The organism is Spirosoma areae, from assembly GCF_054781775.1.
Genome location: NZ_BAAGTT010000016.1, coordinates 105969 through 126554, shown reverse-complemented (window position 1 = coordinate 126554; position 20586 = coordinate 105969). Strand labels below are relative to the sequence as shown.

20 protein-coding genes are annotated in these 20586 nt (G+C 50.6%); 13 read left to right on the top strand and 7 right to left on the bottom strand.

Annotated elements, in window-relative coordinates; genetic code table 11:
* Window positions 1-32 precede the first annotated feature (32 nt).
* On the bottom strand, window positions 33-446 hold the full coding sequence (locus tag ACYVI1_RS06585) for an Ohr family peroxiredoxin (protein WP_460908029.1): 414 nt from the start codon (window positions 444-446) through the stop codon (window positions 33-35).
* 449 nt (window positions 447-895) lie between these two features.
* On the opposite strand from ACYVI1_RS06585, the gene ACYVI1_RS06580 reads away from it, so the two are divergent.
* The 5 genes from ACYVI1_RS06580 to ACYVI1_RS06560 all read left to right on the top strand — a co-directional run bounded on the left by ACYVI1_RS06580 (window position 896) and on the right by ACYVI1_RS06560 (window position 6892).
* Window positions 896-2674, top strand: a complete 1779-nt coding sequence (locus tag ACYVI1_RS06580) for a tetratricopeptide repeat protein (RefSeq protein WP_460908027.1) — start codon at window positions 896-898, stop codon at window positions 2672-2674.
* Between the two features lie 110 nt (window positions 2675-2784).
* On the top strand, window positions 2785-3687 hold the full coding sequence (locus ACYVI1_RS06575) for a DUF4292 domain-containing protein (protein ID WP_460908024.1): 903 nt from the start codon (window positions 2785-2787) through the stop codon (window positions 3685-3687).
* 23 nt (window positions 3688-3710) lie between these two features.
* Window positions 3711-5153, top strand: a complete 1443-nt coding sequence (locus ACYVI1_RS06570; RefSeq protein ID WP_460908021.1) for a murein hydrolase activator EnvC family protein — start codon at window positions 3711-3713, stop codon at window positions 5151-5153.
* Between the two features lie 85 nt (window positions 5154-5238).
* Complete coding sequence (gene panB, locus ACYVI1_RS06565) at window positions 5239-6057, top strand: 3-methyl-2-oxobutanoate hydroxymethyltransferase (protein ID WP_460908018.1); 819 nt, start codon at window positions 5239-5241, stop codon at window positions 6055-6057.
* A gap of 88 nt (window positions 6058-6145) precedes the next feature.
* Complete coding sequence (locus tag ACYVI1_RS06560) at window positions 6146-6892, top strand: RluA family pseudouridine synthase (RefSeq protein WP_460908016.1); 747 nt, start codon at window positions 6146-6148, stop codon at window positions 6890-6892.
* 82 nt (window positions 6893-6974) lie between these two features.
* On the opposite strand, the gene ACYVI1_RS06555 is transcribed toward ACYVI1_RS06560, so the two are convergent.
* The 4 genes from ACYVI1_RS06555 to ACYVI1_RS06540 all read right to left on the bottom strand — a co-directional run bounded on the left by ACYVI1_RS06555 (window position 6975) and on the right by ACYVI1_RS06540 (window position 10522).
* Window positions 6975-7160, bottom strand: coding sequence for a hypothetical protein (locus tag ACYVI1_RS06555; RefSeq protein WP_460908014.1), 186 nt, complete (start codon window positions 7158-7160; stop codon window positions 6975-6977).
* 438 nt (window positions 7161-7598) lie between these two features.
* Window positions 7599-8816 carry a pyridoxal phosphate-dependent aminotransferase gene (locus ACYVI1_RS06550; protein WP_460908011.1) on the bottom strand — a complete coding sequence of 406 codons (1218 nt, stop codon included), beginning with the start codon at window positions 8814-8816 and terminating at the stop codon, window positions 7599-7601.
* Window positions 8817-8948: 132 nt separating this feature from the next.
* Complete coding sequence (gene folK, locus ACYVI1_RS06545; RefSeq protein WP_460908009.1) at window positions 8949-9506, bottom strand: 2-amino-4-hydroxy-6-hydroxymethyldihydropteridine diphosphokinase; 558 nt, start codon at window positions 9504-9506, stop codon at window positions 8949-8951.
* A gap of 2 nt (window positions 9507-9508) precedes the next feature.
* Window positions 9509-10522, bottom strand: a complete 1014-nt coding sequence (locus ACYVI1_RS06540) for a formylglycine-generating enzyme family protein (RefSeq protein ID WP_460908007.1) — start codon at window positions 10520-10522, stop codon at window positions 9509-9511.
* 108 nt (window positions 10523-10630) lie between these two features.
* Between ACYVI1_RS06540 and ACYVI1_RS06535 the strand changes: the two genes are divergently transcribed.
* The 4 genes from ACYVI1_RS06535 (at window position 10631) to ACYVI1_RS06520 (ending at window position 13961) form a co-directional block, all read left to right on the top strand.
* A complete protein-coding gene (locus ACYVI1_RS06535; protein ID WP_460908005.1) occupies window positions 10631-10867 on the top strand; it encodes a hypothetical protein in 237 nt (78 codons plus the stop codon).
* Window positions 10864-11286, top strand: coding sequence for a putative toxin-antitoxin system toxin component, PIN family (locus ACYVI1_RS06530; protein ID WP_460908003.1), 423 nt, complete (start codon window positions 10864-10866; stop codon window positions 11284-11286). Before ACYVI1_RS06535 ends, ACYVI1_RS06530 begins: the two co-directional genes overlap by 4 nt.
* A 40-nt stretch (window positions 11287-11326) precedes the next feature.
* Complete coding sequence (locus tag ACYVI1_RS06525) at window positions 11327-13222, top strand: ABC-F family ATP-binding cassette domain-containing protein (RefSeq protein ID WP_460908001.1); 1896 nt, start codon at window positions 11327-11329, stop codon at window positions 13220-13222.
* A gap of 88 nt (window positions 13223-13310) precedes the next feature.
* On the top strand, window positions 13311-13961 hold the full coding sequence (locus tag ACYVI1_RS06520) for a DedA family protein (protein WP_460907998.1): 651 nt from the start codon (window positions 13311-13313) through the stop codon (window positions 13959-13961).
* A 2-nt stretch (window positions 13962-13963) separates the two neighbouring features.
* On the opposite strand, the gene ACYVI1_RS06515 is transcribed toward ACYVI1_RS06520, so the two are convergent.
* Complete coding sequence (locus tag ACYVI1_RS06515; protein ID WP_460907996.1) at window positions 13964-15322, bottom strand: NAD-dependent succinate-semialdehyde dehydrogenase; 1359 nt, start codon at window positions 15320-15322, stop codon at window positions 13964-13966.
* 55 nt (window positions 15323-15377) lie between these two features.
* Window positions 15378-15752: a MarR family winged helix-turn-helix transcriptional regulator gene (locus tag ACYVI1_RS06510; protein WP_460907994.1), complete on the bottom strand. Its 375-nt coding sequence runs from the start codon at window positions 15750-15752 to the stop codon at window positions 15378-15380.
* A gap of 286 nt (window positions 15753-16038) precedes the next feature.
* Between ACYVI1_RS06510 and ACYVI1_RS06505 the strand changes: the two genes are divergently transcribed.
* The 4 genes from ACYVI1_RS06505 to acpP all read left to right on the top strand — a co-directional run bounded on the left by ACYVI1_RS06505 (window position 16039) and on the right by acpP (window position 20576).
* Window positions 16039-17157 (top strand): HlyD family secretion protein, encoded by a 1119-nt coding sequence (locus tag ACYVI1_RS06505; RefSeq protein WP_460907992.1) that lies wholly within the window; start codon window positions 16039-16041, stop codon window positions 17155-17157.
* A gap of 83 nt (window positions 17158-17240) precedes the next feature.
* Window positions 17241-18821 carry a DHA2 family efflux MFS transporter permease subunit gene (locus tag ACYVI1_RS06500; RefSeq protein ID WP_460907990.1) on the top strand — a complete coding sequence of 527 codons (1581 nt, stop codon included), beginning with the start codon at window positions 17241-17243 and terminating at the stop codon, window positions 18819-18821.
* 91 nt (window positions 18822-18912) lie between these two features.
* A complete protein-coding gene (locus tag ACYVI1_RS06495; protein WP_460907988.1) occupies window positions 18913-20247 on the top strand; it encodes a TolC family protein in 1335 nt (444 codons plus the stop codon).
* A 98-nt stretch (window positions 20248-20345) separates the two neighbouring features.
* Window positions 20346-20576: an acyl carrier protein gene (acpP, locus tag ACYVI1_RS06490; protein WP_460907986.1), complete on the top strand. Its 231-nt coding sequence runs from the start codon at window positions 20346-20348 to the stop codon at window positions 20574-20576.
* The last annotated feature ends 10 nt before the right edge of the window (window positions 20577-20586 follow it).

The following is a 20586-nucleotide window of genomic DNA, read 5'->3' as shown; positions in this document are numbered from 1 at the left end:
TGGCATTTGCTGACTATCGACTATTGACTTACCTACACCATTACGTCAATTTTCATCTCCATGTTTCCCTTCACGGCTTTGGAATAGGGGCAGACCGCATGGGCGGTTTCGGCCAACTGCTGAAGCTGGTCATGGTCCATGTGCGGGGCTTTCACGGTAATCTTACCCGAGAGAAACATGGTATTACCGTCTTTATTGAGTGAAATGCTAACCTCAACGGCATGGTCGGGCAGGATAACTTTCCGGCGTTCGGCAACGGTTATCAGTGCACTGTTGTAGCAGGCGCTATAGGCAGCCGCGAATAGCATTTCGGGGTTAGCCGCCCCACCTTCGCCGTGCATTTCGACGGGTCGCTTCACATTTAATTCTAAACTACCATCGAGCGATTTCACATCGCCTTCACGGCCGCCAACATTGCTTACGGTGGCTGTATACAGGGTTTCCATGTGCTGGGATTTATACTTGATAAATTGATTCTACTACCATTTATAAACACGTAAACCGCCACTTGTTCACAATCTTATCGTTTACTTTCCTTTATCAGCGTTCTAAAAATCAATAGAACGTCGATTTTTATGATTATTAAGATTAACGCTGACTTTCCAGTGGTATCGGCAAAAGTTGTCATTGATTAGTTATTTTTCTATATTCTTAAAATCATAGTAACCATAACAATCAGCGTTCTATTGAAAAAACAGAAAGGCAAACTAATTAGCAGGGCCTTTTATGAACACGAATCGCGTTTCACGAATCGTCTTTCGGACGTGTGTGGCGTGTTTACCGACATTCCATCAATTTAAACTACCTTTGTCTAAGGAGCTTAGTCAAACTAAAGCCGCAATAGAAGGAGGCAGACCGCGTTTTGGTAAGTAAGTTCGTCTATACGCTGACCAGCATGAATATGTTATCTTTATTTTCCTGCAATCGCCCCCTGATTGGGTCGCTTGGTGCCCTCGGACTGCTAATTCTGTGGTTCGGTCTACTTCCGGCATCAGCCCAGCGCCGACGTGAGAAAGCGGACACGACGCTGGCGAAAGCCGCTTCGACCACCACAATGCGGATTGAAGCCGAAACGCAATTCACCGAAGGCGTGCGCTATCTGATGACCGACGAACCCACCAAGGCCATCACCCAGTTCGGAAAAGTGTTGCAGAAAGACCCTAATAACTCAGCCGCTCAGTATTCGACGGCCAGCGCCCTGCTCAAAACCGGCAAAATTGCTGAGGCCATTCCGTATGCCACAAAAGCCTATTCTCTCGACAGCCAGAACAAGTTTTACACCCTACTCTTAGCCGAACTCTATATCAAGCAAAAACGCTATACCGAGGCCGAAGAGCTGTATGAAAAATTAGTGAAAAAAGGGCCTGAAAATGCAGAATATGGCGTCGAATTGGCGGCAATTTATTTATTCAACGAAAAGCCCGACAAAGCCCTCGACGCCTATACTAAAGTAGAGCGTGAACTGGGGCCGAACGAAGAGATTATTCGCCAGAAACAGCGCATTTACCTCAAACAAAACAAACTTGAGAAGGCTATCGAAGAAGCCGAGAAATTAGTGGCCTCCGAGCCGGGCGACCCCGATTACCTGCTCGAAGGAGCCGAACTGCTCATCGCCAACGACCGTAGCGAACAGGCACTTACCTGGATTGACCGGGCACTCAAACTCAACACCGACCTGCCACAAGCCCATGTTCTGCTGGCCGACATTTACCGCAAAAAGGGCGACATGGACCGCGTTAGTAAAGAATTAAACCAGGTGCTGGCCAACCCCAATCTTGAGGCTGGCCTGAAGGCGCGGATTCTGTCGAGTTACGTTGGCATGACGGGCGAAAATCCAACTGCCCGGCAAGATGCGCTGGGGATGGCGCAGACATTAGCGAAAACCTCGCCAAACGACCCGAAAACGCAGGTGATGCTGGCCGATTTACTCGTGCAGCAAGGCAAAAAAACCGAAGCCCGCGATGCCTACGCCAAAGCCGCCCGGTTAGATGGCTCCGTCTACGAAGTTTGGGGTGCCCTGCTTCAGTTAGATGGTGAATTGAATCAGGTCGATAGTGTGCTGACCCATTCGGAGCAAGCGCTTGAAGTATTTCCAACGCAGGGATTACTGTGGTACTCGAACGGATCCGCCAATCTGGTTAAGCGCAAGTATCAGCAGGCCGTCGACGCCCTCGAAGAAAGCCGGAAGTTGCTGGCTACCAGTTCAAACAATGAACTAAAAAGAGGCATAGATGCCCAACTGGGCGACGCCTACAACGGCCTGGGCGAACATGCCAAATCCAACGAGTATTACGAGGCTGTCCTGAAAATAGACCCGCTGAACGACCATGTTCTCAATAATTACAGCTACTTTCTGTCGCTGCGGAAAGAAAACCTGCCGCGTGCCCTGCAACTGGCGCAAAAACTCGTTGAACGAAACCCGACCAATGCCACCTATCTGGACACCTACGCCTGGGTGCTGTATGTCTCGAAAGACTATGCCAAAGCCAGGCAATATTTAGAGAAGGCCCTGGCCGACACGGCGAACATTAGCGGTACGATTATTGAACATTACGGCGACGTTCTCTACCAGCTTGGCCAGCCCGACAAGGCGCTCGATCAGTGGAAACAGGCCAAAACAAAAGGCGGTGCCAGCCCAGATATTGATAAGAAAATAGCGGCTGGCAAATTGTAAAAGGGTTTATAGTTTATGGTGTTGGGTTTATGGTTGGCTGACGCATGAGTTGTTTTCGCGTCAGCCAACCACAAACCCAACACCATAAACTATAAACCGAACTTACCCAAATGAATAAATACCTGTTGATTGCCCTTTTAATAGGCGTTTTTTTGAATTCGGAAGGCTGTCGTCGTCGGCACCTGTCTCAGTCAGGTAGCACCACGCCAGCCGGGCAACGCCCGACTTCGGCTACCGCTATTACGCCTGACTCTGCCCTTGCCGTTCGCCCGACTCCCAATCGCCCATCCGATTCTACGTCGATATTCACACCCGCCCGCCCAACCCGGCCCGGTATTGACGAAGCCCGCGCTAACGTTGCCGAAATCGACTTTCGCTACCTGACCGCCAAGTCCAAAATATCCTTTAAAAGTCAGCAGCAGGATATCGACAACGCAAATGTCAACATCCGCGTCCGGAAGGACAGTCTGATTTGGCTGGCGGTTTCCAAATTAGGCATCGAAGCCGTTCGCGGATTGATTACCCGTGATTCCATCTTTATTATTGATAAAATACACCGGGAATATTCAGTCTATGATTTTCCGACGCTAAGTAAACAGTTCAATTTTCAGATGAATTTTGAGTTGCTTCAGGCGCTCATTGTCGGCAACCTGCCCTTACCGAAACGCCCGGCGCAGAAAATCAAAAACGAGCGGGATTACCTGCTGCTTCGGCAGAGTGAGGGTAAAGTACTGGTTGAGAACTACATCGGCGAAAATGACCGAAAGCTGAAAAAGCTGATGGTGACTGAGCAACCGACCAAAAACACGCTGCAGTTGGCCTACGAAGATTTTACGTCGCTCAACAACTTTCTGTTCCCGTATACAAGCCTGGTAACCCTTGATTATAAGTCGCAGACGGATGGGCAATTTTACCAGACCCTGCTGCGTATCAAGCATACGAAAGTTGAACTGGTTGACAAAAATCCGGGATACCCATTCACCATTCCGGCCAATTATACCCGTCGCCCCTAAGTTTATTGTTGGTTTCAGCACCTATGCGCCCCCCATTTCCCTTTTCTCTATTTGTTGTTCGATGGGTTACCATCCGCTTGGTAGCGCTCGTTTTTTTGGGGTTATCCGCCCCAACGCTGGCCCAGCAAACTCAGCGTAGCCGGCAGGTGCTGGAACGGGAAAAAAAGCAGAATCTGGAGAAGATGAACCAGATACGCACCATCTTAAAGCAAACAGCATCTGAAAAGCAGGCGGGTTTAGGCCAGTTGAAAGCCCTGAATCAGCAGATTCAAACCCAGTCGCAGCAAATTGGCCTGCTTAATAAAGACCTGCGGCTCACCGAAGCCGAAATTACTGAACTCCGGCAGGCCAGCACGACCCTTACCAAAGACCTCAATAAACTCAGAACCGAATATGGCTCCATGATTTATGCTGCCGACAAACGACGGCAGCAAGTCAATCCGCTCGGTTTTTTGTTTGCGGCCGATAACTTCAATCAACTCGTTGCCCGCTATCGGTATTTGCGCCAATACTCCGACGCCCGCCAAAGTCAGGTTCGGCAAATGAACAATGTGCAGACCATGCTGCAGGGAAAACAGCAGGCTACCCAGCGCAAACGCCAGCAACAAAAAAGCACGATAGGGACGAAAGTTAACGAGACTAAAAATCTGGAAAACCTGAAAGATGCCAAAAACCAGGTTGTGAAAGAGTTAAGTAAGAAAGAAGCTGAACTGGCGGCTGAACTCGCCGAAAGCCGCCGGGCCATCAACCGGCTCGAAGCCATGATTACGCGCATTGTCCTGCGCGAAGCAAAAGAGCGGGCCGACCGCGAAGCCCGCGAGCGGGTTGAGCGGGAACGCCTTGCCCGACTCGAAGCGGCCCGCAAAGCCGCCGAACGCAAACGAGCCGAAGAAGCCATTGCCGCTGCCGAAAAAGCTGGCGAAAAACCCGCCCCCGCCGACGTAGCCAAAGTGGAGCGACCCGATGAACCAGAATCGACAGCCAAAAAGCCGAACGCGGCCCGACCCGACGAACGCCGGAACAATAACCTCAACGACGAAGAAACCGCGCTGGCCTCGTCATTTACAGCCTCGCGGGCGCGTTTGCCCTGGCCCGTTACGAAAGGCTTTATTTCTGACCACTTTGGCCGCAAAGCCCATCCCGTTCTGAAAGGAATATTCGTTGAAAATCAGGGTGTTGACATTCAAACAAATGCGGGCGAGGGTGTCCGGTCAGTATACGATGGCGTTGTGCAGGACGTGGCTAATATGCCAGGTATGAACAATGTGGTGGCCATTCAGCATGGCGATTACTTTACGGTTTATGCCAAGTTACGCAGCGTATCCGTTCGGGCGGGACAGCGCGTGAAGGCCCGCGAAGCCATCGGCACCGTAGCCACCGATAAAAACGGCGTATCGGAAATTCAATTCCAAATCTGGAAAGAGTTTACTAAACTCAACCCCGAATCGTGGCTCATTCCAAGATGAAGTACATTTACGAAATACGATGTACGATTTTTGTTCGCACATGAGTAACAATTCGTAAATCGTACTTCGTAAATCGTAAATTCTCATGTCTGTTCATAACTCCGACATCAAGCGCGTTACGACGCACACCATTCAGGAATTAAAAAATAAAGGCGAGAAAATTTCTGCCCTAACTGCCTACGATTATTCGATGGCGCGCGTGGTCGATGCCGCCGGGGTTGAACTGATTCTGGTGGGCGATTCGGCCTCAAATGTTATGGCGGGCCACGAAACAACGCTGCCCATTACCCTCGACCAGATGATTTACCATGCCAGCGCGGTAGTGCGGGGAGTAAAGCGGGCATTGGTGGTGGTCGATTTGCCGTTTGGTTCGTATCAGGGTAATTCGACAGAGGCTCTTCGGTCGGCCATTCGCATTATGAAAGAATCAGGTGCTCATGCCGTTAAAATGGAGGGAGGGCTGGAAGTTAAAGAATCAATCGTTCGAATCCTGAGCGCGGGCGTACCCGTCATGGGCCACCTCGGCCTGACACCGCAATCCATCTATAAATTCGGGACCTACGCAGTACGGGCTAAAGAAGATGCCGAAGCGCAGAAGTTGATTGACGACGCGCACATGCTCGAAGCGATTGGGTGCTTCGGTATGGTACTCGAAAAAATTCCGGCGGCCCTTACTAAAACCGTGTCGAAAAGCCTGACTATCCCCACCATTGGTATCGGGGCCGGGCCAGATGCCGACGGGCAAATTCTGGTAATCCACGATATACTGGGGATAAACAATGAGTTCAAACCACGCTTTCTGCGCCGGTATGCCGACCTGCACACAATCATGACTGAGGCCATCGCGCATTATGTCGATGACGTGAAAACCAACGACTTCCCGAACGAGAAAGAAGCGTATTGAGTTAAACAAGAAATGAATAATGGATAATGTAGAATGGACAGTGCGCCAGCATTATTCATTTTATATTATCCATTATTCCTTACTTTATATGAAAAAGAAACCGTATCAGGTTGTTTACGAAGATAACCACCTGTTGATTGTCAATAAAGAGCCGGGCATTCTGGTTCAGGGTGATCGAACCGGCGATATCACCCTGCTGGATGTGTTGAAAGACTATATCAAGGAGAAGTACAATAAACCCGGTGATGTTTTTCTGGGCTTAGTTCATCGGCTCGACCGCCCCGTGAGTGGCTTAGTCGTGTTTGCGCGCACCTCAAAAGCGCTGGAGCGAATGAACGAGATTTTTCGGAAGCGGCAGGTGCAAAAAACGTACTGGGCCGTTATCCGACAGAAACCGCCCAAAGACACCGACAAGTTGGTGAACTGGCTCGTGAAAGACGAACAGAAAAATCAGGTAACGGTTTATGATTATGAAGTGCCCGGTTCCCAAAAAGCCGAACTCTCGTACCGGTTACTGGGCCGGATCAATGAACACTTTTTGCTGGAGGTGAACCCCATTACGGGCCGACCGCACCAAATTCGGTCACAATTGGCACACATGGGCTGCCCTATTCGGGGGGATGTCAAATACGGCTACGACCGGGCCGTGGCCGACAAAAAGATTTACCTCCACGCCCGGCGGCTTTATTTCATTCATCCCGTTAAACAGGCCGGAGCGCCAGACCGACCATTGATTTGTAAGGCAGGTTTACCCAGCGACCCGTTCTGGGAGGAGTTTCTGGAATTGGATGACGAAGATTATAAGGACAAAAACCTGGATATCATTTTTGAATAACCGACTGCCAGAAAACGAAAAGGCCACATTTCCTGATGTTCAGGAAATGTGGCCTTTTCGTTTTCTGGCAGTAAAGGTATACTTAGCGTTCAGTCAATGAGGGCGATGAGGCTTGTTCGGAAGGGACAACATCCGCAATAATTTGCTCCATAACGCGCTCCACCATTTGAATAATCCCGCGTAAGGCTCCGAAGATAATACATAACGGTAAAATAATGGGGAGAAAAAACACCCATTGAAAAATCATGTACAAGCGAAAGTTTCTCATCGGCTAAGGGAATTATTTTAAAGATTAAGTGTACGGTTGAGATTAAGTAGACAACTTAGAAGTACACAGGAAAATCCCTATTCTCTTCATACTCAAAATTAACCCTGTCTTAATACAAAAACAAGTGCCTTTTGAAAAAGTTTGCTCAGGAATTTTGGCTATTATACCCTCAGTATGTAAAGTTATTGTCACTTACACAACCCACTTAGCTGAATTCTCAAATATAATGCCAAAAATTACTTTTTCAATTGAGTTGGTGGGCGACGTTGTCAAATTATTTTCCTGTCTTTTTTAGTTTCTTGGTTCCTCAACCCTTCGTTGCCGCCCAGCTATAAGTTGTGTAGAGGCCTTCAGAGATAGCCCCTTTCCATTCGTTCTACGCGTTTCCAGTCAATGGTTTCCTATTCCAGATATATATCTGGAATAGGAAACATGAGATTAGTTCAACGTTGCTACGGCCTCTTTAATGCGCTTTACGGCTTCGGCAAGGGCTTCGTCGGATGCGGCAGTCGAAATCCGCAGGCAGTCAGGAGCGCCGAAGCCCGAACCGGCAACAGTGGCGACGTGAGCTGTATTGAGCAGCCACTCGGCGAAGTCGTCGGAATTCTCAATATGGGTCGTCCCATCCGACTTACCATAGTAATAGCTGATGTCGGGGAAAGCGTAGAAGGCTCCCTCGGGAACATTAGTGCGGAAATGCGGAACTTCTTTCAACAATTTCACCACCAAATCGCGCCGGCGGTGGTAGGCCTTTGCCATTTCCCTGGATGGCTCCATCGGTCCATTCAGCGCGGCAACGGTTGCTTTCTGAGCAATCGAATTAGTGCCCGACGTAACTTGTCCCTGCAACTTCTCAACGCCCTCGGCAATCCATTTGGCCGCGCCAATATAGCCGATGCGCCAGCCGGTCATGGCAAAACCTTTAGCTACCCCGTTCACGGTAATCACGCGGTCGGCAATTTCCGGAATCGAACCGATGCTGAAATGGCCTTCGGCCGTGAAATTGATGTATTCGTAGATTTCGTCGGCCAGCACATGAATATTTTCGTGGCGGGCTACCACCCCGGCAAGGGCACGAAGTTCGGCCTCCGAATAAATTGAACCGGTTGGGTTATTGGGTGATGCGTACATGACAATCTTGGTCCGGTCGGTAATGGCGGCTTCGAACTGCTCCGGGGTAACCTTGAAATTGTTCTCAAACGCACCGTCGACAACAACAGCTTTGCCTTCGGCCAGTTTCACCATCTCGGAGTAGCTAACCCAGTAGGGCGAGAAAATAATCACCTCGTCGCCGGGATTGATCAGTACCTGAATCACATTGGCTAAAGAATGCTTGGCACCGGTTGACACAACGATGTTTTCGGGCTTCCAGTCAATATTATTGTCGCGCTTGAATTTATCGGCAATGGCTTTGCGAAGGTCGGGATAACCGGCAACGGGCGAATAGCCGTGAAAACCATCGTCGATGGCTTTTTTAGCGGCTTCGCAGATGTGCTGAGGGGTTTTAAAATCCGGTTCCCCAACACTCAGGCTAATTACTTTGTGGCCCTGGGCGGCCAACTCGCGGGCTTTTTTGGTCATCGCCAGCGTGGACGATTCCTCCAACGCGTTGATGCGGTCGGCTAACAAACTTACGGTGTCAAGCGTGGCAGACATAATCAAAGATGATTTTTATTAAATTGATACAAACTGACCGCTCCGCTTCGGCGCAGGGCGGCCTGTGCCGTCCGACGGCGGCCTAACACAAAGGTATTACGTTTTCAGCGTAGGGGTAACGTTTTTAGAGAATTAAAAAACCGTCACCTTGCTCTTATCCTCACAATCCGCCAGCAACTCAAGTGTCGTTTTCTGCAAAACCGGATGCACAAAATCTGGGGCAACCTCGGCCAGTGGCACGAGCGTAAACCGTCGCTGATGCAGATATGGGTGTGGAATGGTCAGCCGGTCGGTTTGCTGAATAAGCTGGCCGTAATACAGGATATCAATATCAATCAATCTTGCGCCCCATTTCTCCATCCGAACGCGGCCTAATGCTTGCTCAATGGCCTGGGTCTGCGTTAGCACGGCTTCTGGATCCAGCAATGTCTCCACCACCAACACCTGATTCAGAAAGGCCGGTTGGTCGGTGATGCCCCAGGGCGCCGTTTCATACAAACCCGATGACTGAATCACGGGGCCGACGCGTTCTGCAATCAGGTCAATGGCACGTCGTAGAGTTTGAACGCGGTCGCCGAGATTCGCGCCGAGGAGAAGTGTTAAAGAGCGAAAGAGCGAAAGAGTGACAGCGTGAAAGCCGTCCGGCTCACCTTTCCGCTCGTCCGCTCTTTCGCTCTTTCGCTCTTTCATTTTTAATAGTCCTTAATCGGTTTAATATCGTAATATGCTTTAATTTCGGCTTCGCCCGGCGTTTTGGCGGGGCGAACAAACCGGAAACCCACGAACGAAGCCGAGGTCAGCCACCAGTCCGATTTGGGGCTTTGCGGGTCGAGCACTTTCCAGGCCGGGGCCGAGGGCATCCGGGCGGCTGAGCGCAGCACCTCCGGGCCGTCGTCCCAAGAGCCACCCCGCACGGCGTTGGGGTAAAGTGTGGTTGTTGGCGCATAGGATTCCTTTACGTTTCCAGCGGCTTTCTGCTTGTAATAGTCCTCAATGTACTGGTCCTGCGTCCATTCCATCACATTCCCGTGCATGTCATACAACCCGAATGAGTTCGGTTTTCTGGTACCCACTTTCTTGTAGCCGCCGTCGCTGTTTCCCGTAAATACGGCATAGTCGCCTAATTTTTTCACGTCGTTGCCGAACGAGTAAGCCAGGGTTGCATTCGGCCCGGTGCCCCGGCAGGCATATTCCCATTCGGCTTCGGTTGGCAGGCGGTAGAACACGCCCGTTTTTGCATAAAGCCAGGCGCAGAACTTGATGGCCGCATACTGAGTCATATTGATGGCCGGATAGCCTTCCCGCCCCATCCCGAACGACATATCCACATAGGGCGGGCTGGGCCGCGTGGTTGCATCCGTTTTGGGCAGGTTGGCCTCTTTGCCGGTGTATTTCGCGGCCATTTCCTTCTCCATGTTTGTGAAAGCGAACAGGTCGTAGAGGTCCCACGTCACTTCGTATTTGCCCATGTAAAACGGCTCGATGGCGACACTATGCTTCGGTGATTCGTCGGGCTGATGGCCTTTTTCATCGGGCAAACTGCCCATCAGAAACTTACCGCCCGGAATAGCCACCAGTGCATACGTCTGGTTGCTGCCCGGAATGACCTGCGTGTAGGATTTAAACTCGGTAGCGGTTTGGGCATTAGCATAAATGGCTAACCCAATTGTGACGGTAAGCGTTAAGCAGAGACGTTTCAAAAACATTGCTGGTTATCAGGAAAGGATTCTATTACCGATTGACTCGTAAAAGTACGAACGATTTTCTTTGTTGTACCTTTGTCAAGTTAATCAGCATTAACGCTCGTTACAGATATGGACAAAAACCAACCAACTCGGCTTAATGCTATGCAACAATACATGTTGCATTTGTTTGAGCGCCAATTGTCGCCACAGCAAGAAATGGAAATTCGGCAATTGTTGTCTAATTACTTTGCTAAATTAGTTGATAATGAATTAGACGAAATTATTGCAGAGCGTGGTATTACAGCCGAACAGTTGGAGAAGGAAGCTACAATCCATCGTCGAACTCCATACCATCCTAAACAATGAGGGTAGTAGTTGATACTAACTGTTTGATGGTAAGCATTGCCAAAATATCAACGAGTCGATGGCTATTTGACGCTATTCTGAACGGGAGTATTGAATTAGCTGTCACGACAGACATTTTAGAGGAATATGAAGAGGTTATAGGCGCATTCTATGACTCAGCAACTCTGGCACAAAACGTTATAGAAACGTTGCTTAATCGGCCTAACATAGTAAAAGTATCTCCTTACTACTTCTGGTTTCTTATTAAAGGCGACCCCGACGACAATAAGTTCGTCGATTGTGCAGTGGCTTGTGGTGCCGATTATAGTATCACCGAGGATGGCCACTTCAAGATTCTGAAGTCGATTAGCTTTCCTCACGTCCGTGTACGGACACGTCGTCAATTTCAAAAAATAATGTTTCCAGATTTTAAGACGTAGAAAAGTCTCGACTTTGGATTGAAGCATCTACTTACCAGTTATGAATTACCTTTCAGCCGAAAAGTTAACCAAGTCCTACGGCGACCGCGTGCTGTTTCAGAACCTTACCTTTGGCCTGAACCGGGGCGATAAAGTCGCCATCGTTGGAGCAAATGGCTCCGGCAAAACCACACTGTTGTCTATTCTGGCCGGGGCCATGCCGCCCGATTCGGGGATTGTCAGTCAGCGCAAAAACATCACCATCGGCTACCTCGATCAGCAACCCGATTTGAATGATGCCCTAACCGTGATGGAGGTTGTGCTGGCGGGCGAAAGCGCCCAACTCGATGCCGTGCGGGCCTACGAACTTGCCCTTGCCCACGACGACCATGCCGCCCTCGAACGCGCGATGGTCGATATGGAAAAACTCGAAGCCTGGGACTACGAAGCCCAAATCCGGCAGATTCTGGGCGAGTTGGGCATTCAGGATGTAGAGCAGTTGGTGGGGTCGCTGTCGGGTGGGCAGCGTAAACGGGTGGCCCTGGCGCGGGTGCTGATTCAGAACCCTGACCTGCTTATTCTGGATGAGCCAACCAACCACCTCGACCTCGAAGCCATCGAGTACCTCGAGAGTTTTCTGAATACCAACAACGGTACGCTACTAATGGTCTCCCACGACCGCTATTTTCTGGACCGGGTCTGCAACCAGATTGCCGAGATGGACAGCGGCCAACTTTATACTTACAAGGGCAACTATGCGTATTTTTTAGAGAAAAAAGACGAGCGCGAAACGGCGGCAGCATCGGAACTATCCAAAGACCGCAACACGTTCCAGCGCGAACTGGAGTGGATGCGCCGGCAACCCAAAGCGCGGGGAACAAAAGCCCAGTACCGCATCGACGCCTTTGACGACCTGAAAGAGAAAACAAGCGGCAAGCGCAACGATGGCGAACTCGACCTGAACCTGCGGATGGCCCGGCTCGGCAGCAAGATTCTGGAAGTCGAAAACCTGAGCAAACGCTTCGGCGATAAAGTCTTGCTCGATCATTTCAACTACACCTTCAAGCGGCCCGACCGGGTGGGATTGATTGGCAAAAATGGCATGGGCAAAACCACGCTCATGAATATGCTCATTGGTCAACTGCGCCCCGATTCGGGCAAAATTACGACCGGCGGCACCGTGAAATTTGGCTATTACACCCAAACCGAACTCGATCTACCCGAAAATCAGCGGGTTATCGACGTGGTGCAGGATGTAGCCGAAGTAATGAAATTAGCTAACGGCGACACCATTACGGCCACGCAGTTGCTGAGCCGGTTTTTGTTCGACCGGCCCAAGCAGTATGATTATGTGGCGAAACTGAGCGGGGGCGAAAAACGGCGGCTGCAACTATTGCTGGTGTTGGTTCAAAATCCAAACTTCCTGATTTTAGATGAGCCAACCAACGACCTCGACATCACGACGCTGAACGTGCTGGAGGAGTTTCTGCTCAACTTTTCGGGTTGCGTGCTCATCGTTACCCACGACCGCTACTTTATGGACCGGCTCGTAGAACACGTTTTTGTGATGGAAGGGGCCGGGAAAGTCCGCGATTTTCCGGGTAACTACACCGACTACCGCGAGTGGCGGGACTCGCAGCCCAAAAGCGTGACTTCACAAAATGGTAAACCCGCCCTGGCTGCCCCGAAGAACCAAACGTCTCCGTCGGTAGTTTCTTCGGGACTGGTTGATACCAATGGGGCGAAGAAAAAACTATCGTTCAAAGAAATTCGGGAATACGAAATGCTCGAAAAAGAAATTGAATTGTTGGAGCAACGCAAATCAGATGTGGTGAATCTGCTCAACACGGGCGACCATCACGAGCAGCTAATTGCCTGGGCGCAGGAAATTAAACAGATTGACCAGCGCATCGCCGAAAAAACAGACCGCTGGCTTGAGCTGGCGGAAAATATTTAATTGTGAATGATAGAGTGATTGAATGATTGAATAGATTCCGGGGTACCTATTCAATCATTCAATCACTCTATCATTCGCTCATTAATAAATGGATCAAATCATTGAATTTTTCAGGTACATTCTCAATTCCGAAGAAATTATCCGAACGGGTGGGCTGGTACTGATAACGCTGATCGTCTTTGTTGAGAATGGCTTCTTTTTTGGCTTTTTTCTGCCGGGTGATTACCTGTTGTTTTTATCGGGCGTTTTTGCCGGAACAAAACTGTTGAGTGTTCCCCTTTGGCTGCTGCTCACCTGCCTGTTTGGGGCGGCTGTTCTGGGATCGCTCATCAGTTACCTGACGGGCTACTATTTTGGCGGGAAAATAAAAAATCGGCCAGATTCGCTGTTTTTCAAGCAAAAGTACATCGACAACACACGCGACGCTTTCCTTAAATATGGCAACAGGGCGTTGATTATTGCCCGTTTCCTGCCCATTGTCCGGACGTTCGCCCCCTTGCTGGCAGGTCTGATTCATATGCCCTTCCAGTTCTTTATGAGTTACAACCTCATCGGCGGGGCCATTTGGGTTCTGATACTGGCCGGTGGTGGATTTTATTTCGGCGAACGGTTTCCGTGGATTGTCGACTACGTTCAATACATCATTTTGTTCTTCTTAGCCATTACTACCTTCACCGTCGTAAAAGGCTATCTGAATTCCCGAAAGGAGAACGGTCAGTCCGAAAATAACCCGAACTGAAGTCACGACTTCTCCACCCACACGGTTTTCACGTTCACAAATTCTTTCATCCCAATTTCCGACAATTCGCGCCCAAAACCAGACGTCTTGATGCCCCCGAAGGGCACCCGTGCATCGGAGCGCATCAGCCCATTGACGAACACCGACCCCGCCTGAATCTGCCGCGCTAATCGGTCAGCTTTTTCTAAATCCTTTGTCCATAGGGCTGACCCAAGCCCAAAATCAGATTGATTGGCGAGCCGGATGGCGTCGGTCTCATCCCTGGCCTCAATCAGGGCGGCCAAAGGGCCAAACGTTTCTTCATCAAATGCGGCCATGCCGGGTTTTACCTCATCCAGTAATATCGGCTGAACGTTACAACCGGAACGGTGACCACCCGTGAGCAGTTTTGCTCCTTTGGCGATGGATTCGCGGGCTTGCCGGTCAATGTCGTCGGCCAGATTGAGCCGGGCCATGGGTCCCATCGTTGTGGCGTCGTCGGTGGGGTCGCCCTGCTTGATTTGCCCAATGTGATGCAGCACGAGTTCAGTGAATTGCTTTTTTACTGACTTCTCAATGATGAATCGTTTGGCAGCAATGCAACTCTGACCAGCGTTTTGCATTCTGGATTTTACGGCCACTTCAGCCGCTTTTTCCAGATTGGCGTCGGCCAGCACAATCAGTGCATCGGAACCCCCTAACTCCAGTACCGATTTTTTAATCTGGCTCCCTGCAATGGAGGCTACCGATGCGCCCGCCCGCCCGCTACCTGTGAGCGTGACGGCCTTCACCCGCTTATCTTTCAGAATCCCCTCAACCGCCGATGAATCGATTACTACTGATTGAAATACACCCTCCGGCAAGCCACACGCCCGAAACGTTTCTTCGATAGCCAGGGCACAGCCAAACACATTCGAGGCATGTTTTAGCAGGCCCACATTACCCGCAATTAGACCGGGAATGGCAAAGCGCATCACCTGCCAGAACGGAAAATTCCAGGGCATAATCGCCAGCACGGGACCCAGCGGCTGGTATGTAACGAAACTTTTCCGGGCTTCAGTTTCAATGAGCTGGTCAGCCAGAAAATCCCCGGCATGGTCGGCGTAGAAGGTGCAGGCTGCCGCGCATTTTTCCACTTCGGCAATAGCTTCCTTTAACGTTTTACCCATTTCGGTGGTCATCAGTTCGGCATAGCGTTGTTTAGTAGCGTTTAAGTAAGCGCCAACCTTACGCAGATAATCCGTGCGCTCTGGCAATGACAAAGCCGACCAGTCGGCAAAGGCCCGGTCGGCTTGTTTAAGTTTGCGTTCAATGGCAGTCGGGCCATCAGCGCGGTATGTTTTCAGCTTTTGCTGGTTGTAGGGATTGATGGACGTAAACATAGGAGGCTATATGATGTAGCGTGTCAGCGTTATACATCATACATTATCCATCCCTCTATTGTTCTTCGGCTTCCAGGGTATTCGCCAACAACACCATGGTATCGATCACCTGCTCCATCTGATCGTGTCCAACAATGCCATCAAATTTAGTCCGGGCTTCCTGCATACACCCCCCAAGCGCAACGAAAAGTTCTTTACCCCGATCATTAAGGAATATAATACTCGACCTCGAGTCGTTCGGGTTTTTCTGCGTATAGATATAGCCCTCACTTTCGAGCAGGCCAACAATTTTGCTCATCATCTGCTTCGTTACACAGGCGCGTTTCGCTAACTCATTATTGGTAGTTCCCGTTTCGTCAATGCTCGCCAGGAACATCAGATAACTCATTTTGAAATCGGTATATCCCAACGCGTGTAAGCGCGGCTCCATAAAACCTTGCATAAACCGCTTGAGCCGCCATATTAAACGGCCCATAGACCGTTCACGAACAAGCCGAAATTGGTCAAAATCAAAGACTTTATTGTCTATTTCCACGATCATGAAGGAAAATTAACGAATCCTAAAACAATTCGCCAAAGATTATCGTACAAATATAGTCAACTCACTTGACTTTATAGTCAACCTGGTTTACTTTTGCTTCGCGATAGTCAAACAAGTTGACTACTTGGTTGGTTCTACCCACAAACACGAACAGAATTGAAATTGAATTACTACGATGGCAACGACAACGGTAAGTAAAGAGGTCATGAATCAGGAGGAAACAAGTACGGTGCGTTCCTATTTGCCCCGCATCATCATTGGTCTTGTCCTACTAATCGGGGGTTATTTTGGCTACCAGGCGTATGTACACAGCCAGCACTATGAAACGACTGATAATGCCCAGATTGAAGGGAACTCCGCCCCCGTACTGGCCCGCGTGGCGGGTTATGTGACGGCAGTTAATGTGGATGATTATGCAACGGTAAAACAAGGTCAGCCACTTGTAACGATTGATCCACAGGAGTACGATGTAGCGCTGGCCCAGGTCGAAGCCGACTATCAGCAATCGGTGGCTGATCTGGCAAATGCCCGTGCTGACCTCCAGAATGCTCAGGCAAACGCCCGCAACGTTGTGCAGAATGCCCGGGTGGCTCAGTCGAACGCCAGGGTGCAGGCTGCCCGGCGGGATAAATCGCGGCAGGATTTGCAACGTGACCAGAATCTGTATAAAGAGCAGTCGCTGACCCGAAAGCAACTGGAAGAAGCCGAGAATAATGCCGAGGTACAGGGCCGCCAATACGAAGCCAACGTCGAGCAGATTAGTTTAGCTCAATCATCGCAGGGCGTGGCGCAGGCCGGTATTGCCAAGGCGCAGGCCAATATTCAGAAAATTCAGGCGGTGCTGAAGGTAAAACAGGCCGCCATCGACAACGCCAAACTGCGCGTGGGCTACGCCCGGCTTACGGCCCCGATTGCCGGGAAAATTGGCCGTAAAAACGTGGTGGTTGGCCAATATGTGCAGCCGGGTCAGAACCTATTCACCATTATTGCCGATTCGACGTTCTGGGTCGTTGCCAACTTTAAAGAAACGCAGTTGGAGAAAATGGCCGTTGGTCAGCCTGTTGATGTCAGCTTAGATGCGTACCCCGATCTGGACGTAAAAGGCCGGGTAGCCTCGCTTTCGGAAGCCACTGGCTCACGTTTCGCGCTGCTACCTGCCGACAATGCCTCGGGCAACTTCGTGAAAGTTACCCAGCGCGTACCGGTGAAAATCGAAATTCTGAACCCTGAGAAATACAAAAATCAATTACGGGCCGGTCTGAGCGTCGAGGCTGAGGTGCGGGTGGAAAACTAATGAATAATGCCTAATGCACACTGGCTTATCCATGAGCATTTTGTGCGTTAGTCATTATCCAGTGTGCATTATTCATTTAAATCATGTCTCAACCAACAGGATTTCGCCGGTGGATTGTGGTCATTACGGCTATCTCGGCGGCCATCATCGAACTAATTGATATATCTATCGTGAACGTCGGCCTGACCGACATTGCCGGGAACCTCGGTGTCACGATTGAAGATGTAGCGTGGGTGGTAACGGCCTATGCCATTGCCAATGTCATCGTTATTCCGATGACGAGTTTTCTGCAACGCTATTTTGGCCGGAAGAATTACTACATCGGCTCCATTGTTTTATTTACCCTGGCCTCCTATGGCTGTGGCTTTGCCGACAATTTGTGGGTATTGGTGGCCTTCCGGTTTCTGCAGGGTATTGGCGGGGGGGCGCTGCTCTCAACCTCACAGGGGCTGATGTATGATGCCTTTCCGCCCTCGCAACGGGCCGTTGCCTCCGCCTTGTTTGGTATGGGCATTGTGCTTGGGCCAACCCTCGGCCCTACCCTGGGCGGCTATATCATCGATAATTACCACTGGAGCTGGATGTTCTATATCAACGTTCCCATTGGTATTATCGCTGTGATGCTGAGTTTGGCCTTCATCGACAAGAAAGAGGATGAGATCAACATCGACCGGAAATCGATTGCTATCGACCAGTTTGGTATTCTGCTGCTGGCAGTAGGCATCGGTAGCTTGCAGTACGTGCTGGAGCGGGGCGAAGCCGACGATTGGTTCGACAGTAAACTGATTATGTGGTTAGCCCTTGTGGCAGCCATTACGCTGCCTCTGTTTATCTGGTGGGAACTTCGCGGCACAAAAGCGCCAGTAGTGGACCTTCGGGTGATGAAAAACCGAAACTTAGCCATTGGCTCAATTCTGGTGGTTGTGGTGGGGTATGGCCTGTTTACGTCCGTTCTGCTTTATCCGCTTTTTGCCCAGCGCATTGTTGGCTTAACGGCCACCCAGACGGGTAAACTCCTGATTCCCGGCGGGTTGGTTACCCTGCCGATGTTTGCACTGGTTGGGAGGTTGCTGGCAAAAGGCGTCTCGCCGAGGTTGATTGTCATTCTGGGCTACGTTGCCTTTTCAACGTTCTGCTTCATGATGTCGACCTACAACATGAATGCGTCGGATGGCGATTTCATTACGGCCCTTATTGTCCGGGGAATTGGATTAGCTTTAGTTAACGTACCGCTTATTAACCAGTCGGTTTCGACACTCGAACCCCGGCAGCTACCCACCGGCATTGCCATCGTGAACATGATGCGGCAAATTGGGGGGGCCTTCGGGGTAGCCATCACCAACACCTATGTGACGCAGCGCACGGCCGTTCACCGGGGCGACTTACTATCGAACCTGCAACCGGGCGAGATGCTCACCACCGAGCGGCTCAACGCGATGACGCAAGCCCTGATAGCAAGGGGAGTTAACGCCTTTGATGCCGTGACCGGTGCCTATAAAAATCTCGACCTGATCATTTCCCGGCAGGCATTGATGGTTTCGTACTTAGATACCTTCCGGCTGGCGGGACTGTTTTTTGTCGTGTCGTTCCCGTTGCTGTTCCTGCTCAAAAATAAAAAAATGGATGCTACTGCCGCAAAAGCCGTTGCCGATGCAGCCCACTGATTAGTAATTAATTCAACTCCATTTCAGGCTCCACGTTTCAGGTTCCTTCGGTGAACCGGCTGGAACCTGAAACGTGGAACTTCTCTTAAACATGAAAACAACATTTCTCACAATAAGTGCTTTGCTCCTGGTAGGAACCGCGCAGGCGCAGGACCAGCCCGCCCAACTGCCCGACGATTTGCGGGCGCTGGTTGAGCAGGCCAACACCAATTTCCCCATGCTGAAACAACAGCAGCAGCAAATCCAGGCGGGGGACCTGCGGGTCGATGTTGCCCGCACAACCATGCGGCCAGCCGTAAACGGAAATGCCTCCTATCAGTATCTGACGCCCGTTGCTCAGGCTACACTACCGGTCGATGGCATAAACCGAACCATTCAGTTTCAGCCAAACCATAACGTGAATGCGGCTGTAACGGTGGGGCAGACAATTTACGACTGGGGCCGGACTACTGCCGCCGTTCAGCAGGCTGCCGATAACGTGCAGGTGCTGCGCCGGAGCCAGGAAATTACCCGGCAAACCCTGGCCTATCAGGTGGCGGCTGCCTACTACGGCATCGGATTTTTGCAACGGAGTTTAGCCGTGCAGGATTCGGTCATCCAGACGGCGGGAGCCAATGTGCGCCTGCTGGCGACACGCCTGCAAAACGGCGATGCGCTGGAGTATGATGTGCTCACCCAACAGGTTCGGCTGAAAACATCGCAGAACCGTAAAATTGAGATTCAGAATCAGTTGGAGCGGCAATTGGCCGTGCTGACCTATTTGACCGGCAATCCAAATCCAGACGTGAGCCGGGCCACTGACCAGTTCACGCTGGAAGCTACGGCAGGCCGTGCCGTTACTCAACCGTTTACGCTGGCAAATGATGGTCAAACTGGGTTGGCAGGAAACAAAGACGTGCAATTAGCCCAGGACCGTGTTCGGCAGGCCGAAACGGATATTTTAGTGACTACTTTATCGGGTCGGCCAAGCCTGGGTTTTTCGGGTTCGGCTGGTTTCCGCAATGGGTATTTGCCGGAAATAAATAATCCGAGATTCAACATAGCGGCTGGCGTCTCGCTCACCGTGCCTATTTATGCCAGCAAACGCTATCAGCTACAGAATCAGGCGGCTCAGTTGAACCTGAACGCCAGCCGCTATGCCGTTGAAAACGCCAATGCCCAGGTGCGGCAGAGTATCGCCCAACTCAATGCCGACATTCGGAGCAACCAGACCCGGCTGGCTAATCTCGAAACCCAGGTTCAGCAAGCCACTAAAGCCCTGCAGATTGCCAACGCCCGCTTGCGAAATGGGGTCATTACCAACGTTGAGTTGCAAAGTGCCGAAACAGGTGTGGAAGAGGCCGAACTGGGTCGGCTAAATTTCCAATATCAACTGATGCTCAATCAACTGGAGCTGAAACGGCTGTTGGGCGAGACGTTACGCTAACGTTAAGCTATGTTAATAACTTCGTAACGGACATACTAAATCGCGCTGAAATGAATTATATAAACAGAGACCCAGGTTATAAACCAGACGAGCGCGACATGAAAAAGCGAGTAATTGAGATTCTGAACGGATTTGGTGTACCCGCGTCGGCCATCACCGACCAAACTCATTTCTCGCGCGACCTGGGCTTAGACAGTCTCGATATAGTCGATTTGATTATGCAGTTAGAGAAGGCGTTTGGCATCCGCATTCCCGACGAAGATTACGATAAGCTGACCACCATGCAGGACGTACTCGACTATCTGCAAGCCGAGCAGGCCGTAGCCTGATTTTCCCTGA

Excerpts from the sequence above, each read along its gene's own strand:
- ACYVI1_RS06585 (WP_460908029.1), bottom strand. The coding sequence starts at position 446 with ATGGAAACCCTGTATACAGCCACCGTAAGCAATGTTGGCGGCCGTGAA.
- ACYVI1_RS06580 (WP_460908027.1), top strand. The coding sequence starts at position 896 with ATGAATATGTTATCTTTATTTTCCTGCAATCGCCCCCTGATTGGGTCG.
- ACYVI1_RS06575 (WP_460908024.1), top strand. The coding sequence starts at position 2,785 with ATGAATAAATACCTGTTGATTGCCCTTTTAATAGGCGTTTTTTTGAAT.
- ACYVI1_RS06570 (WP_460908021.1), top strand. The coding sequence starts at position 3,711 with ATGCGCCCCCCATTTCCCTTTTCTCTATTTGTTGTTCGATGGGTTACC.
- panB (WP_460908018.1), top strand. The coding sequence starts at position 5,239 with ATGTCTGTTCATAACTCCGACATCAAGCGCGTTACGACGCACACCATT.
- ACYVI1_RS06560 (WP_460908016.1), top strand. The coding sequence starts at position 6,146 with ATGAAAAAGAAACCGTATCAGGTTGTTTACGAAGATAACCACCTGTTG.
- ACYVI1_RS06555 (WP_460908014.1), bottom strand. The coding sequence starts at position 7,160 with ATGAGAAACTTTCGCTTGTACATGATTTTTCAATGGGTGTTTTTTCTC.
- ACYVI1_RS06550 (WP_460908011.1), bottom strand. The coding sequence starts at position 8,816 with ATGTCTGCCACGCTTGACACCGTAAGTTTGTTAGCCGACCGCATCAAC.
- folK (WP_460908009.1), bottom strand. The coding sequence starts at position 9,506 with ATGAAAGAGCGAAAGAGCGAAAGAGCGGACGAGCGGAAAGGTGAGCCG.
- ACYVI1_RS06540 (WP_460908007.1), bottom strand. The coding sequence starts at position 10,522 with ATGTTTTTGAAACGTCTCTGCTTAACGCTTACCGTCACAATTGGGTTA.
- ACYVI1_RS06535 (WP_460908005.1), top strand. The coding sequence starts at position 10,631 with ATGGACAAAAACCAACCAACTCGGCTTAATGCTATGCAACAATACATG.
- ACYVI1_RS06530 (WP_460908003.1), top strand. The coding sequence starts at position 10,864 with ATGAGGGTAGTAGTTGATACTAACTGTTTGATGGTAAGCATTGCCAAA.
- ACYVI1_RS06525 (WP_460908001.1), top strand. The coding sequence starts at position 11,327 with ATGAATTACCTTTCAGCCGAAAAGTTAACCAAGTCCTACGGCGACCGC.
- ACYVI1_RS06520 (WP_460907998.1), top strand. The coding sequence starts at position 13,311 with ATGGATCAAATCATTGAATTTTTCAGGTACATTCTCAATTCCGAAGAA.
- ACYVI1_RS06515 (WP_460907996.1), bottom strand. The coding sequence starts at position 15,322 with ATGTTTACGTCCATCAATCCCTACAACCAGCAAAAGCTGAAAACATAC.
- ACYVI1_RS06510 (WP_460907994.1), bottom strand. The coding sequence starts at position 15,752 with ATGGAGCCGCGCTTACACGCGTTGGGATATACCGATTTCAAAATGAGT.
- ACYVI1_RS06505 (WP_460907992.1), top strand. The coding sequence starts at position 16,039 with ATGGCAACGACAACGGTAAGTAAAGAGGTCATGAATCAGGAGGAAACA.
- ACYVI1_RS06500 (WP_460907990.1), top strand. The coding sequence starts at position 17,241 with ATGTCTCAACCAACAGGATTTCGCCGGTGGATTGTGGTCATTACGGCT.
- ACYVI1_RS06495 (WP_460907988.1), top strand. The coding sequence starts at position 18,913 with ATGAAAACAACATTTCTCACAATAAGTGCTTTGCTCCTGGTAGGAACC.
- acpP (WP_460907986.1), top strand. The coding sequence starts at position 20,346 with ATGAAAAAGCGAGTAATTGAGATTCTGAACGGATTTGGTGTACCCGCG.